Source organism: Bradyrhizobium sp. USDA 4501, assembly GCF_054062115.1.
The window spans coordinates 849,416-866,207 of sequence record NZ_JBSSEX010000001.1 but is presented as its reverse complement, the minus strand read 5'-3'; the positions used below and the strand labels follow the sequence as shown (position 1 = coordinate 866,207).

Sequence of the window (16,792 nt, the reverse complement as noted above, 5' to 3'; positions counted from 1 at the left end):
CACCAATGCTCGCAAGTGTTGTCATCGCGTGCTACAAGCATGAGCAGTATCTTGAGGAATGCCTTGAGACTGTCTATCAACAGACGTTTGCCGACATCGAGCTCGTCATCGTAGACGACAATTCGCCGGACAAGAGTTTTGAAGTCGCGCAGAGGGTCCTCAAGAAGAGGTCGTTCGGAAAGCGCTTTGTTTCCTGCACGCTGCTCAAGAACCCTCAAAATCTTGGCGCCCACTACACCTGGAACAGGGCATTATCGCTGACGAACGGCGACATGATTTTCCTTTTGAATTCGGACGATGCCTTTTCCAAGGATCGGGTTCGGCTGTTCGCGGATAAGCATGCCAATGATCGGCTGTTCTTCGGCTTCTCGGCGGTTGAGCCAATCGACGAACATGGAAAGTCGATCAGCAACTTCCAGTTTCCAACGCGCCTGCGCTATGCGATCGATCGGGCCCAGATCGCAGGTGCGCCGTTGTCATGGACATTTCTGGATTCTCAGATCGCGGCATCGACCGGAAACTTTGTCTTCAGCCGTGAACTGCTGCGGCAGGTGGGTTGGCTTGCCGATCTCAAATACTGCCATGACTGGGACTTTGCGTTGCGCGCGGTAACCAAGGTCGAGCCGACCTATCTCGAGACCGACCGCTATCTGTACCGACTTCATTCAACCAACAGTTTCCGAAGTCTGAGCAAGGTGGCAGAGAGCGAGACAAAGGCTTGCATGATGTCGTATTGCCTGAATGCAATCGCGTCACGGCCTCAGAACAAGACCTGCCTCAGTCCGTCGAATTTCGGCGATTCATTCTATGACTTCGTGAAGCTGCACCCGAACTTCAACTATTGGGTGAAGCAGATCTACGCGCCCTATCATGTAGAACACCGGACGGTGGAGTCGAACGATCGGACCCGGCCGGTTCGCTGGCGCTGATCGAGCAATGCAAGGCCAGCCTTGTCCGTTCCGACACAATCGGAACGGGGCCTTGATTGGGATGGAGACCGAGCGATTGCTTCATCGCTTCGTCGGCTGGGAGCCTGGCGTCCGATCGAATTGCGCCGACGAGAGGTCTGGAGCGTGCCGCAGCCGCAGCAGGGTGCCGGAACTCAAAAAGCTGAACGCGCCGGGCGGGAGGCTTGCGGATAACGATGTCAAAAGCATCGTTCTTGTAAGCCCGAACGACTGGCGGACTGCTTCATTCCCGTCGTCCATCGGCGATCTCCGATCGTTCCGGTCCCGTGACACGGTTTTCGTGCAAATGACGTCGAGCCCCTTGCTCTATTGTATTGATTTTCCTCGAAATAACCTTACAAGAGTTAATTGTGAGCACTGCGTGTTATAGCCTTATTCTTGTAGGATATGTGCGCTAATAGGGAATTCGTGGTGCGAACCAATGTTAATAGCTTGTTGATCTCGTGGAGCGGCTCAGGTTGGACATGGAAATTCCAGCATTGTCTAGTTTCAGCTCAGGCGTGAATCTCGATACGCTTCCAGCAAGTGAGATCGAGACAAGGCTTAGAGATTTCTTTTCCGGGCGGATCGCAAATCCGAAGCCCGACGAGCTGATCCAATCGGTCAAGCAGTTGGAGCAGCAATTCGGTGATTACAAGGAATTCCAGTTTGCAAAGGCGGCGGCGCTTGTGCAGGCATGCGATTTCGCCGGAGCGCGTGGAATCCTTCTCGACCTCGTCAAGCAGATGCCATCCGACTCGCGGGTGTTGCATCGCCTGGCAATCGCGGCCCTCAATATGGGGTCCGCCCATGAAGCGCAGGATGTCTATCTTGCCGCGCTCATTGCGGCCCCGAAAAGTGAAAATCTGCGGCGAGAGTTTGCCGGCCTCCTGCGCGTGATGGAGGCCAAGAAGCTCTACGCCGGGGTCGATCGGAAGAAGCACGGCTTGGCGGTGGTGTGCGCCATCAAGAACGAAGGCGACGATCTGCTGGAATGGCTACACTTCCACAAACTGGTCGGCGTTGATCACTTCTACCTCTACGACAACGGCAGCACTGATGATACTCGTGCCGTGATCGAGTCCTTCCCGTGGCCGGAAATGATCACCTATCATTTCGTGGAAGGGGAATTCGGCCAGATGCGCGCGTTCTCGCATGCGATCGACAGCTACCGCAATTGTGCCGAATGGTGCGCCTTCATCGATGCCGATGAGTATCTGTTTCCGACGCAGGCCGGCAACATCAAGGACGTCTTGACCGAGCTCGGGCCGGCGCCGGCGGTGGCGGTGCATTGGTTGAACTTCGGGTCGAACGGTCACGACGCGAGGCCGGCCGGTCTGTGCATCGAATCTTTCACGCGTCGTGCTCCGGACGATTTCCCGGATCATTTCATCATGAAGTCAATCGTGCGGCCTGACACCATCGTGTCCTATCTGCATCCCCATCAATCGCTTGTCTTGGGTTGCTACGTTCACGAGGACGGCGCGCCTGTCTTCCCGATCGGCGGGCGCTGCACTGCTCCGAAGCGGAACAAGCTCGTGATCAATCACTACTACACGAAGTCGCGGCAGCAATTGCTGAAGAAGCGTGAGCGGGGCAGGCCGCTCGGCGATGGAGATCCTGAAAAGATCCGCGCAATGGAATTCTTCACGTTGCGCGATCGCAACGATGTCGAAGACGCCACGATCCAGAGGTTTCTTCCGGAGCTGAAGAAACTGGTTCAGGGCTGAATTCAAGGGAACAGCGATGTCCTCGCTGGAGGAGGGCGCGCCAGGCGGCGCGCCCGATCGTGTGCTTGAAGTGATTCTTGATCGCCGCGATCGGCTACTCTGGCCGCAGCGATCGGCTACAGCGGTTCCAGCCGGTATTTCGCAAGCAACTGCTGTGCGGCGACGAGATCAATCTCTGCCGGCCTTTGGAAGATCGACATGTTGTTGGCGCGCGCGATTTCGCGAGCGACCGTCCGCACCGAATGGTAGTGGGGACGATTCTCGAAGTCATGAATTGCGATGAAGGCTCCCGGTGCGGCGTGAAGCACGCACTGTACGAAGCAAGCCACGCGAAACCGGCCGTCAACGAAATACAGGTCGGCGGTCTTGCTTTCCGGACGCTCCCAGACACGTTCGTGATACTCGGGCCACGAGCGCTCCTTGTCCTTTTCCACGGGATAGCCCCACTCGCGCAGCTTGCCGATATCGACGTGCAGCAGCAAAGGCTTGGTGCTCGCGTCGCCCGTGGCGTCGGCAACGTTGGCGAGCCATTCCGCGGAGGAATCAATGGAAATGACCCACTCCTTCTTGGTTTGACAGGCCAGCCAAGTGCTTCCTCCCGAGCCAAATTCCAGATACCGCGTCGAGAGGTCCACGAAACTTTTGAACAGTGTCAGTTCCTGACCGTCCATTGCGATGTTCATGACGGGATTCCGTGGTTTCTCGAGTTGTTGTCTGGCGGGTGGCTGCCAATCCACCGTCGGAAGGCGGTCGCGGCTCGTCAAGCAGCGATGATATCTGGTTGAGTCGTCATCGCGCTTCTCGACGTCCTGTTGGCTATCCACGCCGGTGATTGGAAAGATCGGCGACTACTGGTTCAGGCCGACGCGCTCCACCTTGTAGCCGCCCTCCAGGATGGCGCGCCACCAGGGTTGCTCGTCGACATACCAGCGCACGGTCTTGGCGATGCCGGTCTCGAAATTCTCCTCGGCGCGCCAGCCGAGCTCGGTTTCGAGCTTGGTGGCGTCGATGGCATAGCGGCGGTCGTGGCCGGGCCGGTCGGCGACGAAATTGATCAGCTGGCGGCGCGGGCCTGCCGCGGCCGGCACGACCTCGTCGAGCAGGTCGCAGATGCTCTCGACCACGTGCAGGTTGGTGCGCTCGTTGCGGCCGCCGACATTGTAGGTCTCGCCGACCTCGCCGCGCTCCAGCACCAGCGTCAGCGCCTTGGCGTGATCCTCGACGAACAGCCAGTCGCGGATGTTCTTGCCGTCGCCATAGACCGGCAGTGGCTCGCCGGCGAGCCCCTTGATGATCATGTGCGGGATCAGCTTTTCGGGGAAGTGATAGGGGCCGTAATTGTTGGAGCAGTTGGTCACCAGGGTCGGCAGCTCGTAGGTCTCGCGCCAGGCCCGCACCAGGTGATCGGACGATGCCTTGCTGGCCGAATAGGGCGAGTTCGGCGCGTACGCCGTGGTCTCGGTGAACAGCCCTTCGTCGCCGAGCGAACCGAACACCTCGTCGGTCGAGATATGCAGGAAGCGAAACCGGTCGCGCTTCTCGGGCGAGAGCGAACGCCAGTGGCGCAGCGTCTCCTGCAGGATCGTGAAGGTGCCGACGATGTTGGTCTGGATGAATTCGCCGGGGCCGTCGATCGAGCGGTCGACATGGCTTTCCGCGGCAAGGTTCATCACCGCATCGGGCTGATATTTCTCGAACAGCCGGCGCAGGTTCTGCGCCTCGCAGATGCAGGCCTTCTCGAAGGTGTAGTTCAGGCTTTCGGCGGCACGGGGCAGCGAGGCCAGGTTTGCCGCATAGGTCAGCTTGTCGATGTTGACGACGCGGGCGTGGGTGTCGCGCAGCAGGTGGCGGACCACGGCGGAGCCGATGAAGCCGGCGCCGCCGGTGACGAAGATCGTCGATCCCTTAAACCGCATGTTTGAATACCTCCGCCGCGCGCGGCTCGCCGTGGAATGAGCGGTAGACCGACAGCAGGTACTCGCCGTAGCTGCTCTTGGCGGTCTTCTGTGCGACCCTCGCGAACGCCTCGAGCGAGATGTAGCCCTGGCGCAGCGCGATCTCCTCGGGGCAGGCGATGCGCAGGCCCTGGCGCTGCTCCAGGATCTGGACGAAATGGCTGGCCTCGACCAGCGAGGAATGGGTGCCGGTGTCGAGCCAGGCAAAGCCGCGGCCGAGCACCTCGACGTAGAGGTCGCCGCGTTCGAGATAGGCCTTGTTGACGTCGGTGATCTCGATCTCGCCGCGCGGGGATGGCCTGATACCGGCCGCTATGTCGACCACATCATTGTCGTAGAAGTAGAGGCCGGTGACCGCGACGTTGGATTTCGGCCGCTTCGGCTTCTCCTCGATCGAGAGCGCCCGGCCGGTGCCGTCCAGCTCGATCACGCCGTACTGTTCAGGCGCGTTCACGACATAGCCGAACACGGTGGCGCCTTTCTTGCGGATCGAGGCGGACGACAGCATGCTCGGCAGGCCGTGGCCATAGAAAATGTTATCCCCTAACACAAGGGCAACGGAGTCATCACCGATGAAGTCGCGTCCGACGATGAAGGCGTCGGCAAGACCCCGCGGGGTCTCCTGCGTGGCATAGGCGAACCGGACACCCATCTCGCTGCCATCGCCAAGCAAGCGCTGGAACAGCGGCTTGTCCTGCGGCGTGGAAATGATCAGGATATCGCGGATTCCGCCCAGCATCAGCGTCGACAGCGGATAGTAGATCATCGGCTTGTCGAACACGGGCAGCAGTTGCTTGGAGACGACTGTCGTCACCGGATAGAGGCGCGAGCCGGTGCCACCGGCAAGGATAATGCCTTTCATGGTCCCTCACAATTTGACTATCAGAACATAACATATAGCGTGCGCTGCACAAGTTTGTTATGAGAAGGCAATTAACATTTCAAGCGCGTCAAACTGGAACAAATGTTAGATGAACGTCATCAAGACCGAGCTTCCTGAAGTCCTGATCGTCGAGCCGAAGCTGTTCGGCGACCAGCGCGGCTTCTTCCTCGAGACCTACCAGTCTCCGCGTTATGTCGAGCACGGCATCACGCGTCCGTTCGTGCAGGACAACATGTCCCGCTCGGCCTATGGCGTGCTGCGCGGGCTGCATCTGCAAAACCCGGTCACCCAGGGCAAACTCGTCTCCGTGCTGCGCGGCAAGGTGCTGGACGTTGCCGTCGACGTGCGCGTCGGCAGTCCGAATTTCGGCAAGCATGTCGCGGTCGAATTGAGCGAGGAGAACCGCCGGCAATTATGGGTGCCGCGCGGCTTCGCCCACGGCTTCGTGGTGCTCTCGGAGACCGCCGACTTCTTCTACAAGTGCGATGATTTCTACAGCCCCAAGGACGAGCTCTCGATCCGGTGGAATGATCCAGCGATCGGGATCAAGTGGGGCGTCGACAAGCCACAGCTGTCGGCCAAGGATGCGGACGCGCCGCTCCTTGCCGACGCCAGCAACCTTCCGACCTATGGACAAATCTGATGCGGATTTTGTTGACGGGAACACGCGGCCAGGTTGGCAGTGCGCTCAAGCCTTTGCTGGAGAGCCACGGCACGATCATCGCGCCGCCCACCGCGGAGTTCGATCTGTCGAAGCCGGAGATGCTGACGAGCCAGCTTGAGAGTCTGAAGCCCGATCTCATCATCAATCCGGCGGCCTATACCGCCGTCGATCGCGCCGAGGACGAGCGTGAGCTGGCGTTCCTGGTCAACGCGAAGGGACCTGAAGCGATCGCCAAATGGGCTGCAACGAACGGCGTGCCGCTGGTGCATTTCTCCACGGACTACGTCTTCAATGGTTCGGGCGACAGGCCGTGGCGCGAGGACAGCCCGACCGAACCGCTGTCGGTCTACGGCGCCAGCAAGCTTGCCGGCGATGTCGCGATCCAGGCGGCGGGCGGGGCGCATCTGATCGCGCGCACCTCATGGGTTTATGCCGCAAAGGGTACGAATTTCCTGCGCACCATCGCGCGGCTCGCCGGCGAGCGTAAGGAGCTGCGGATCGTGGCCGATCAGATCGGTGCGCCAACCACGGCATCAGCGATCGCCGGTGCGGTCGCCGGCATCGTCCTGCCGAACCTCACCACGTTGCACGATCAGCTCGCGCGCCGGGGCGGTGTCGTCAATCTCGTCTGCGCCGGCGAAACCAGCTGGCACGGCTTCGCAACCGCCATTGTCGGCGGGCTGAGGTCCCGCGGGGTCACGCTGGCGGTCGAGAACATCGCTCCGATCGCAGCAGCCGATTTTCCGACCAAGGCGGTGCGTCCGGGCAATTCGCGGCTGGATCTGTCCCGGCTGAAGGCGCAGTTCGGCGTGGCGATGCCGACCTGGCAGGAAGCGCTGGCGCGCGAACTGGATGCATTTGTCCAGCTCGGCGCGCCCGCCCACGCTTAGGACGGCTTCGGAAGTGGGATGCCGGTGCGCGTGAAGAAAACGCGTCAGACAAGAAAAGAGCCTTGGTTCTGATTTGATCAGAACCAAGGCTCAAGGATTGAACCGGCCGGCGGCTATCGTCGCCGGGCGCGAGCGCTCAGCGCGGCCGACCGATGCTGTCGTAGGTGAAGCCGTGCGCGGCCATCTCGTCCGGACGGTAGATGTTGCGCAGGTCGACGACGACCGGATGCTTCATCTCCTGCTTGATGCGCTTGAGATCGAGCGCGCGGAACTGGCGCCACTCGGTCACGATCACCAGCGCATCGGCCTGGCGCGCGCATTCATAGGCATCCTTGCAGTACTCGATCTCAGGCAATTCCTTGCGCGCCTGCTCCATGCCAATGGGATCGTAGGCACGAACCTTGGCGCCGAAGTCGATCAGGCCGTTGATCAGCGGGATCGAGGGCGCCTCACGCATGTCGTCCGTGTCGGGCTTGAAGGTCAGGCCGAGCACGCCGATGGTCTTGCCGCGCAGCTCGCCGCCGAGCACGTTGGCGACCTTGCGCGCCATCGCGCGCTTGCGGTTGTCGTTCGCGGTCAGCGTGGCCTCGACGATTTTCAGCTGGACGTCGTGGTCGAGCGCGGTCTTGAACAGCGCACGGGTGTCCTTCGGGAAGCAGGAGCCGCCATAGCCGGCGCCGGCATGCAGGAACTTGGTTCCAATCCGGTTGTCGAGCCCGATGCCGCGCGCGACCTCCTGCACGTTCGCCCCGACCCTCTCGGAGAGATCGGCGATCTCGTTGATGAAGGTGATCTTGGTGGCAAGGAAGGCATTCGCGGCGTATTTGATCAATTCCGCCGTGCGTCGCGCGGTATAGAGGATCGGCGCCTGGTTCAGATAGAGCGGACGATAGACTTCGCCCATCACCCTCTTGGCCCGGTCGTCCTCGGTGCCGACGACGATGCGGTCGGGATGGCGGAAATCCTGGATTGCGGCGCCTTCGCGGAGGAATTCGGGGTTCGACGCAACGGCGAAATCGGCGTCGGGATTGGTTTCGCGGATCAGGCGTTCAACCTCGTCGCCGGTGCCCACGGGCACGGTCGACTTGGTCACCACCACGGTGAACTTCTTGAGCGCCGCGCCGATCTCCTTGGCAGCAGCATAGACGTAGCTCAGGTCCGCATGGCCGTCGCCGCGCCGCGAGGGCGTTCCGACAGCGATGAACACGGCATCGGCGTCCGCGACGGCGCCCGCGAGCTCCGTCGTGAAGGTCAGCCGTCCGGCCGCGGCGTTGGTGTCGACGAGCTTATCGAGGTCAGTTTCGTAGATCGGGATCTTGCCGCGCTTCAGGGCTTCGATCTTGCCGGCGTCCTTGTCGACGCAAACGACCTGATGGCCGAAATCGGCAAAACACGCTCCGGACACGAGACCTACATATCCCGTTCCAACCATTGCAATCTTCATGAATCCGCTCGTCGATCAGTGTGGAGAGGAGGAGTTAGCACTAGCACAATTGGCGCCGACAACGCCAAGTTTTATAACGCATAGTTTGTGTTGGAGGTCGGCGGCTTTTTGTGCAAACGGTGATCGCCCCAGTGCAGCTGAGCGCCCGCTAGTCACCTCGGGCGCACCATGGACACATTCTCAACTTGAAATCGACCGACATTCGAGCTGCCGTTTGAGGGTGGACATGAGCATGAAGACGATTAGCAAGCAGAAGCCCTCAGGAGCTGAATACGCGTCGTTGCAAACGCGGTTCTCCAGATCCGATCGCACGACGTTTTCCGGGTTTGTCTATGATCGCGCCGATCTCGGCCGGCGTTACACTGTCGACCTGCTCGTCGACGGCGAGCCATACATGTCATCATTGTGTGACGAGTTCGTAACAGAGCTTGCCGACGCCGGGATCGGCGACGCTCGATTTGGCTTTACGTTCAACGTGCAGGATCAGGTCAGCGCGAACGCCGGGATCATTGAGGCAAGGCTGGCAAATATCGGCACTCCCGTCGGTGCTCCGATTCGCTGCGATGTCGCTGCGCCGGAAGCGCGATGGCACCGGATCGGCGATATCGAGTGGGTCGGAGGTCTGCGCTTCGAAGGCTGGCTTGCTCAGGACATCGACGAGGAAATCGAAATCCTGATCGCGCAACGCCCGGTGATGACCGTGAAGCCGACCGGGTGGACCAACGTTGCGCGGGGCGGCGAGTTCGGCGTCGGCCGCCGGATCGATTTTCATCTGCCCGAGCATTTTGCGGACGGTCGCATGCGCGGACTATCCGCGCGGACGATTTCGGGACGGAGTCTGATCTCGGAGCCGATTTCCTTTGTCGCTTTCGATCGCGGATTGGAGCAAACGCTCGCGGATCTCGGGCGCTGGGATAGCGAGCGGCTTCGTGGAGAGCTGTTCGACCGGGTGCTGCCGGCCTCGATGCCGTTTCACGCCTATCGCGGCTGGAAAGAGCGCTTCTCGCCGACGACACAATCTGAACAGTCTGATGTTGCATCCGAGGCGGCAGTCGTCCTGATCGGCGATGTCAGGGTGGACGAGAGCATCGAAAGCCTCGAAGCCCAACGGCACTCCGCCTGGTCGGCGGTGTCCCTGCCGGCGCGAGCGTTCAGTCAATTCGACCCGAAGGCAGCGCGCGAGTTTGTCGACGGCGATGCCGCCGGCAGTGCGTTCTTTGTGTTTTGTCTGAGCGGAACGATCCTCGCGGAAGACGCCTTGCAGCGCTTCGCCGATCTCTTCGCGTCCGAGCCCGGCTGCGATCTCGTCTATGGCGACGTCGAGGTCGCTGCAGGCGCCGGCGCAGTCTGGCCGCTGGCGTTCTCCGCATTCGATCTCGAGCGCGCGCTCGAGCAGGGCTATGGGGCGTATTGTTTTGCAGTGCGCCGGGAGCGTGCCGTGGAAGCGCTGCGATCGGCGACGTCGCTCTACGACATCTTCCTTTGCTGCGCGGAGCCGGATCGAACCTATCATCTTCCGGGATCGGTTGCGGCATTGCCGCGGATTGATGCATCGGCCGCAACCTCCGAACTGGTCGCCGCGAGCAAGGCGTATTTTGCCAGAGCCGGCATCGAGGCCAATGTCGAGCCGCGGAAAGCGGGTCTTCTTCCGGCTGTTCAGGTCAAGCGCGCCGTCGATTGGAGCGAGCGCACCACCATCATCATCCCGACCAGAAATCGCGCCGAGCTGCTCAAGCGATGCATCGAGACGGTCATGCCGGCGGCAAATGAGACGAACGCCCGGATCCTTGTCGTCGACAACAGCTCGACCGAGCCGGAAACGCTGGACTATCTGGACAGCCTGTCGGCGCAGGAAATCGACGTCATCTCGGTCGAGGGGCCCTTCAACTTCGCATTCATCAACAACGCCGCCGTCGCTTGCGTCGATACGGAGAACATCTGCTTTCTCAACAATGACGTCGAGGCGCTCGACGACAGTTGGTTGGCGGAGATGCTGTGGCGGCTCGCGGCTCCCGACGTCGGAGCCGTCGGTGCAAAGCTGCTCTGGCCGAGCAGCGTCGTGCAGCACGGCGGAGTGGTGCTGGGAGCCAATTTCTCGGCCGCGCACGCCTTCAACGACCGGATGGATGGTGATCCCGGCTATGGCGATTTGCTTCAGGTGGCGCACGAATGTTCGGCGGTGACGGGGGCGTGCCTCCTGATGCGCAAGCGCGATTTCGTGGCCGTCGGCGGCATGGACGAGATCCGCTTTCCGATCAGCTTCAACGATATCGATTTGTGCCTGAAGCTGCGCCAGCTCGGAAAGCGGATCGTGTTCACGCCGGACGCGAAACTCGTTCATCTGGAGTCGGCAAGCCGCGGTCGCGATTCCGCGCCGGATCGCAGGGCACGCTTCAGGCGCGAGCTGTCGATCCTGCGCGCGAAATGGGGCGAGGTGCTGCTCGACGATCCCTATTACAGCCCACTGCTGGGGCTGGATTCGACGCCGTTCTCCTCGCTTGCATGGCCGCCGCGATCATGGAAGCCGCGTGCCAACCTGCCGCCGGTGTCGACCGCTCCTCCGATCGGGTTGTAGCAGGACGTCATCGACCGCCCAGTCGCGTACGGCAGCAATCGTTGCATCGGCATCAAAGCCTGGCTGCAGCTGCAGGTCCGTGCTTCGGCCGCGCCCCGGAGGCGTCGGGCTCCATTCCGTCGCGGCGATCGGCAGGCCGGTTGCCAGCAGCGCGTCCACCAACGGATGGCCAAACGCCGGTTCGCCGATGTCGAGAACCAATTTCGTGATGCCGTGACCTTCGATGAGCGTGGCGACGTCGTCGACGACAATATCGCCGGTGACGATGACATTGGTGCGCTGCATCAGCTTGAGATCGTCGAGGGTACTTCCCAGCACGATGATCTCGACGTCTTCGTCGGCGTCGGCCAGTTGATCGCTCAACGCTCGTATGAAGCGAAATTCCGCGGCGTTGGCGTGCAGGACCAGCAGGCCGAGACGCGCGGGGCCGCTCACGGCGGGATACAGCGCCGGCGGCGCGGGCGGGTCGCTCAGCCTCACGGCTTGCAGGCCGAGAACCCCTTCCGAAAAGGCCGCGCCGTGGTCATCGATCGCAGTCACGCGCCGCGCCCCGGCGACCAGGCTTGCCCAGTCCGGATGAACGCCTGATCCAACCGCCGCGCGCGTTGCAAGCGCGGTGTCGGTGATCAGGAGGTCGTAGGCAAAGTGTTGCGTGAGCTGCGCCAGACATGCGCCGGGAATGCGGTTCGGCTCTGCGATCTCGAGCGATCGGATTCCGAGATCGGCGAGAGACTTCAGAAGAGCTTCGCGGCCCTCAGGCGTCGCAACGTCGAGTACGATCGACTGCGGCGCTCCGCCATCCGGATCGAACATCGCAGCCAGCTGGCGTTGTCCCTCGGAGAGGATCTGCACGATCACACCGTGCTGATCCTCTGCCGCCAACTGCCGGCAGCGCCTGATGGCAATTGCGCGGCCGGCGAACGAGCCGCAGAGGATGACGGATGGGCCGGCGGCGACCTGCTGGTTCGTGAGCAGCTTGAGCTCAAGCGCGGCGCGGCAATCGCGGAGTGGATCGGCAAGCAGGAATGCGGCGCAGTCCGTCGCATAGCGCCGGTAACGGTGTTCGAGAACGCGAAGATTTCGCATCACGAGCGAACGCTTCTCGCCCAGAAACGAGCGCGAGCCCTCGTGCCCGACGAAAACCGAAGGAATGCACACATTGCGGAAGCCGGCCTCCGCTGCGCGCAGGCAGAAGTCGACGTCTTCGAGATAGCCGCGATAGAAGTCGTCGGAGAGCTCGCACACGGCGTCGAGGCATTCGCGGGTAATGTAGAGGCAGAACCCGATGCCGTTGGGGATGTCGATCGCAATCCCGGAATTTGCCCTGCCTGCAAGTTCATCCAGCAATTCGATTTCGCCGACCGCGGGCAGGGGATTTGACCGGTTCGGGATTGGAAAGCTGGTGTATTCGCCGTTGTTCGACAGCGGGGTCGCCGTGCCCACCCTCGGCGTCGATTGCACGGCGCTGCGCAGGCGTTGCAGCGCGTATTTCGGCACGATCGTGTCCGAATTCAGCAGCACGACGTCGCCGGCGCCGGTCTCGCCGAGCGCCCGGTTGACCGCGCCGACAAAGCCAAGATTGTGCTCGTTGGTCAGGAGCCTGATGCGGAATTCGGCGGCGAGCTCATTGAGCAGGTGCTTGATGTCGGGCTCGGGCGACGCATCATCCACGACGACGATGGTCGAGCCCGGCGTGCAGGCGAGCGCATTCAACGCGCTGTCGATGCAGGCTCGCGTTGCGGCCAGATCCCGGTATACCGGGATGATGATGGTGAGCGGAGGAGGTTCGCCGTTTCGAAGGCGAGCCGGCCGGCGCGGTGCGGCCCGGTGATCCGGAACGCGGTTGGCCGGGAGTTGAACACTTGCGATCACCCGGTCCGCCTGCGTGATCTGCAGGCGCTGCGAGGTCGCGGACGCGGGCCGGATCAGACGGAAGCTCGCAGCCTGTCGCCCGTCACGCGCGAATCTGTGGCGTGGATCGGCGGGAAGCTGGATCGTGCTGGATTGATCCGCCTGCGCCAGCGAAAGGTGCGGGTCGTCCGGCCCGCGCCACGTCACCCATCCCTTCACCTCTTCATCGAGAAAGTCGATGCGGGCGCAGCTGTCCTGGCCGCTCTGTTCGAGCAGAAGGAGGGCGCTCCTGACCGAATCCGGATCGTCATCACGCCGCGTGACGCTTCGCGCCGCCTCGATCTGCTGAAGGTCGTCGCCCCAAGCCATCATTCGCCGGGCAGCGACCAGATCGTCCGGCTCGAGCTCGAGCGCCCTCGCCACGCTGGCGATGGCCGCATCCCTGAGATCGAGATGAAACAGCGCTTCCGCGCGCAGCAGATGGGCGCGAGCGCCCGGATGCGGCAGGATCCGGCAGCGGCGGTCGGCGAGCGCGAACGCCAGGCGGAAATCACGCGCCTCGAGCGCCCCGACAGCGGCCCGCTCGAGATCGACGTGGTGGAGCGTTTTGGACGTAAAGGCGATCCTGCGCGCGGCGGCGGTCAAATGGCGCCCTTATCTGTCCGCATGGTCAGCCTGCCGTCTTGACGGCGCCCTGCCGGCTCCGGAACACGCGCACCCGTCCCTCGAGGCGGGGTCCGTCCTGGTGCGGCATCGGAGTGGCGGGTTCGACGCGCCTCGGCTGCTGGGGCGCGAGAGGGGCTGCCTGCACCCGGCGCTCCTCGAGGTTGAGCTTGAGGCCCACCAGCGGTTCCCGTCCTGAGGGGCCCGACACCACAATCCGGTTCCCGGTGACCCGCAGGGTCGGAGCCCCCAGGAAGATGGTTTCAGCCGCGATGGAGAAGCGATCCGCGCCGGGACCCGTGGCCTCCAGCGAGAACCCCGTGATGGCCAATGCGCGTCCCCGGGTTCCGGCAAAAGTTCCGAGAGGAACGAACTGGTTGTCGCCGCGCTGCGGCCTGGCGAACTTGACGGCATATTGCAGCTGGAGATCCCGCGGCTTGTTGGGCCATTCGAGGGAAATTCCCTCGATCCGGGCCGGCGCGGACGGTCCGGCAATCCAGACATTCGAGCCGACGGTCACGTCGCCCAGGCCCGCGACATGCGCGAGCAGCTTGAGGTCGCTCAACTCGCCGGGGCCGGCCTCCGGCTCGAACATGTCGAATGGCTGGCTGGCCGGCTGCTGCTCAGCCGCCTGTCCCTGGGTCAGCGGCTCGATCTTGATATTGGCGGCGGTCGACCCGCCGACGCGCCCTGCCGTGACCTCGACGATCAGGCGGCTCGGCCGGGCGACCGACACGACCAGCGCGGTCTCGGGCGCGAACAGGGTTCCATTGACCACGTCCGGTCCGGTAATGATATTACAATTGTTAAGACTGGCGCGATCCGCGTATACGCGCACCACCGGAGGTGACACCTTATCATCTGCGCCATTGTATCGAACCAGGAAGAGACCCCGTGCCAGATCAATGGTTTTCTGCTGAATCTGTTCGTTCATTGTCGCCTGCGAGCCTAACGGAATGGATTGGTAAGTCTCCTGCAGTGTGCCCCAAAAATCTGTGTGATAGAAGAGGGCTTAATGTTAATCCGGTAAGATAGTTTTACTCGCCAATCGATGACATACCGCCGGTGATGATGCAGACCCTGACCCCAATCGAAGACCGCGCGGCCGGGGGGCGCGCTCGCCCGCCAATGAACGTCCTGTTCGTCCACAATAACTTTCCGGCCCAGTACCGCCACATTGCGCGCGCGCTCGCAGAGCAGCCCGGCAACAGGGTCGTTGCCGTCGGTTCATCGACCGCCAGCACGACGCCGGATATCCGGCTGCTCAAATATTCGACGACCAAGACGGATTCCGCGGTCGTCCATCCGTTTGCCCGGCGCTTCGATGTCGAATCGCGGCGTGCCGAAGAGGTTCTGTACGCGCTGTCGTCGCTGTCGGGGCAGGGCTTCGTGCCCGACCTGATCTTCGCGCATCCCGGTTGGGGCGAGACGCTGCCGCTGCGCACGATGTTTCCGCGCGCGCGGATCATCCTTTATTGCGAATTCTACTACGGTGCCGAGGGCAGGGACGTCGGCTTCGATCCCGAGTTTCCCATGACGGGCCTTGATGGCAACGTCGCACTCCATCTGAAGAATGCGACCACGCTGCTGGCGCTCACGGAATGCGATACGGGCGTCTCGCCGACGCCCTGGCAGAGGTCGACCTTTCCCGCCGAGTTTCAGAGCAAGATCGAGGTGATCCACGAGGGCGTCGACACCGACGAGGTGAAGCCCAATCCCGTCGCGCGGTTTCAGCTTCCGAACGGCGCGACGCTGTCGGCGGACGACGAAGTGATCACCTACGTCTCGCGCAACCTCGAGCCGGTGCGCGGATTCCATATCTTCATGCGGTCCTTGCCGAGGATACTCGCCGCGCGGCCGAATGCGCAGGTCGTGATCGTCGGCGGCAGCGGGACATCCTACGGGGCGAATCCACCCAAGGGCTCGAGCTGGAAGTCGATGGTCCTCGACGAAATCAAGTCGGACATCGACCTGCGCCGGGTGCATTTCCTCGGCCGGATTCCTCGGGAACCGTATCTCGAGCTGCTGCAGATTTCCTCGGTGCACGTCTATCTGACCTATCCCTTCGTGCTGTCGTGGTCGCTGCTGGAGGCGATGAGCGCGGGATGTGCGGTGGTGGCATCCGACACCGCCCCGCTTCGCGATATCATCTCGGACGGCAACGGCCTGCTGGTGCCGTTTTTTGATATTGATGCGCTGTCGGATCAGGTACTGTCGGTGCTGTCACGGCCCAAGGCCTTCAAGAAGATGCGGATGAAGGCGCGCAGCTTCGTGCGGGACAATTACGACGCAAAGCGGGTCTGTCTGCCCCGGATGCTGACGCTCGTTGATGAAGGTGTCCTCCCGCGCACGTACGGGGGATAACGCCAGGAGTTTGCGATGCCGCTTGTCATCTCGGTTGCCCAGCGCAAGGGCGGAGTCGGAAAGACGACCCTTGCGGTCTTGCTCGCCGCAGAACTGGATCGGCGCACGGGCGTGGTGGGACTGGTCGACGCCGACTCGCAGGCGTCCGCGTGTCACTGGGCCGAGCCCGGCAATCTGTCGTTCCCCGTCTACCAGCTTGATCCGGAAACCCGGCCGGTCGCCGAATGGGCCAAGCTGATGCGCCAGATTCCGCATCAGATCATCGTGGTGGACTCCGCGCCGAACGATCGGGTGCTGGGCGCGGTGCTCGCGGTCGCCAATATCGTGCTGATGCCGTGCACGCCGTCCGGCCTTGACATCGAGGCCACCGCGCGGACGCTCGACATCGTGCGGGAAGTGCGCGCCACGCGGCGAACGGCGCTCCGTGCCATGATCGTGCCGAACCGCGTCGACCAGCGCACGCTCGAAGGCCAGCAGCTGATCGAGGAGCTTGATACGCTCGACGAGGAGATCGGGCCGATGATCGGCAGCCGCTCGGCCTATGTGCGCGCCGTCGCCTTGGGGCAATCGGTCGCCGATTTCGCCGGCGGGACGCCCGCGGATCTCGAGATCAAGATGCTCGCCGATCTCGTGATGAGCTGGTGCGGGATCGCGCCCAGGCAGCGGGTGGCGATTTAACAGAGCGCGCCGGCGGCTTCACGACAGGCCAACCATGCCGGCATGGGAACGAAAGAGTTCGGGCCGCAACCGGCCCTTGACCTGACGGCGGCGCCCCGCAGGCTTGGTTAACGGATTGCTCGCGCGCACCCTCGCATTTGAAACAAAT

General features: G+C 62.4%; 13 protein-coding genes. 7 read left to right on the top strand and 6 right to left on the bottom strand.

Annotated features, from left to right (window positions below; genetic code table 11):
• Positions 1–5 precede the first annotated feature (5 nt).
• On the top strand, positions 6–929 hold the full coding sequence (locus ACVWZM_RS04235) for a glycosyltransferase family 2 protein (protein WP_057020234.1): 924 nt from the start codon (positions 6–8) through the stop codon (positions 927–929).
• Between the two features lie 503 nt (positions 930–1,432).
• Positions 1,433–2,677, top strand: coding sequence for a glycosyltransferase family 92 protein (locus tag ACVWZM_RS04230; RefSeq protein ID WP_057020235.1), 1,245 nt, complete (start codon positions 1,433–1,435; stop codon positions 2,675–2,677).
• Between the two features lie 116 nt (positions 2,678–2,793).
• On the opposite strand, the gene ACVWZM_RS04225 is transcribed toward ACVWZM_RS04230, so the two are convergent.
• From ACVWZM_RS04225 to rfbA, 3 genes are all read right to left on the bottom strand, one after another.
• Positions 2,794–3,360 (bottom strand): hypothetical protein, encoded by a 567-nt coding sequence (locus ACVWZM_RS04225; RefSeq protein WP_225161215.1) that lies wholly within the window; start codon positions 3,358–3,360, stop codon positions 2,794–2,796.
• A 165-nt stretch (positions 3,361–3,525) separates the two neighbouring features.
• Entirely contained in the window at positions 3,526–4,593 is a 1,068-nt protein-coding gene (rfbB, locus tag ACVWZM_RS04220; RefSeq protein WP_057020236.1) for a dTDP-glucose 4,6-dehydratase, read from the bottom strand.
• Complete coding sequence (gene rfbA, locus ACVWZM_RS04215; RefSeq protein ID WP_018270712.1) at positions 4,583–5,494, bottom strand: glucose-1-phosphate thymidylyltransferase RfbA; 912 nt, start codon at positions 5,492–5,494, stop codon at positions 4,583–4,585. Before rfbA ends, rfbB begins: the two co-directional genes overlap by 11 nt.
• 109 nt (positions 5,495–5,603) lie before the next feature.
• Between rfbA and rfbC the strand changes: the two genes are divergently transcribed.
• Together rfbC and rfbD are read left to right on the top strand one after the other, a co-directional pair.
• Positions 5,604–6,158, top strand: coding sequence for a dTDP-4-dehydrorhamnose 3,5-epimerase (gene rfbC / locus ACVWZM_RS04210; protein WP_028331576.1), 555 nt, complete (start codon positions 5,604–5,606; stop codon positions 6,156–6,158).
• The gene (gene rfbD, locus ACVWZM_RS04205) at positions 6,158–7,069 is read left to right on the top strand and encodes a dTDP-4-dehydrorhamnose reductase (RefSeq protein ID WP_456835247.1); all 912 of its coding nucleotides are present in this window, start codon (positions 6,158–6,160) and stop codon (positions 7,067–7,069) included. Before rfbC ends, rfbD begins: the two co-directional genes overlap by 1 nt.
• Positions 7,070–7,205: 136 nt before the next feature.
• Here rfbD and ACVWZM_RS04200 read toward each other — a convergent pair whose 3' ends face one another.
• Positions 7,206–8,513: a UDP-glucose dehydrogenase family protein gene (locus tag ACVWZM_RS04200; protein WP_057020237.1), complete on the bottom strand. Its 1,308-nt coding sequence runs from the start codon at positions 8,511–8,513 to the stop codon at positions 7,206–7,208.
• A gap of 232 nt (positions 8,514–8,745) precedes the next feature.
• On the opposite strand from ACVWZM_RS04200, the gene ACVWZM_RS04195 reads away from it, so the two are divergent.
• Positions 8,746–11,088: a glycosyltransferase family 2 protein gene (locus tag ACVWZM_RS04195; protein WP_456852075.1), complete on the top strand. Its 2,343-nt coding sequence runs from the start codon at positions 8,746–8,748 to the stop codon at positions 11,086–11,088.
• On the opposite strand, the gene ACVWZM_RS04190 is transcribed toward ACVWZM_RS04195, so the two are convergent.
• Together ACVWZM_RS04190 and ACVWZM_RS04185 are read right to left on the bottom strand one after the other, a co-directional pair.
• Complete coding sequence (locus ACVWZM_RS04190) at positions 11,029–13,308, bottom strand: glycosyltransferase family 2 protein (RefSeq protein WP_456856620.1); 2,280 nt, start codon at positions 13,306–13,308, stop codon at positions 11,029–11,031. The two genes, ACVWZM_RS04195 and ACVWZM_RS04190, sit on opposite strands and share 60 nt — an antisense overlap.
• Positions 13,309–13,609: 301 nt before the next feature.
• On the bottom strand, positions 13,610–14,536 hold the full coding sequence (locus ACVWZM_RS04185; protein WP_229158222.1) for a hypothetical protein: 927 nt from the start codon (positions 14,534–14,536) through the stop codon (positions 13,610–13,612).
• A gap of 194 nt (positions 14,537–14,730) precedes the next feature.
• Here ACVWZM_RS04185 and ACVWZM_RS04180 point away from each other — a divergent pair, with 194 nt between their 5' ends.
• Positions 14,731–15,966 (top strand): glycosyltransferase family 4 protein, encoded by a 1,236-nt coding sequence (locus ACVWZM_RS04180; protein WP_456852073.1) that lies wholly within the window; start codon positions 14,731–14,733, stop codon positions 15,964–15,966.
• 15 nt (positions 15,967–15,981) lie between these two features.
• Positions 15,982–16,644, top strand: coding sequence for a ParA family protein (locus tag ACVWZM_RS04175; RefSeq protein ID WP_028345280.1), 663 nt, complete (start codon positions 15,982–15,984; stop codon positions 16,642–16,644).
• Positions 16,645–16,792 lie beyond the last annotated feature (148 nt).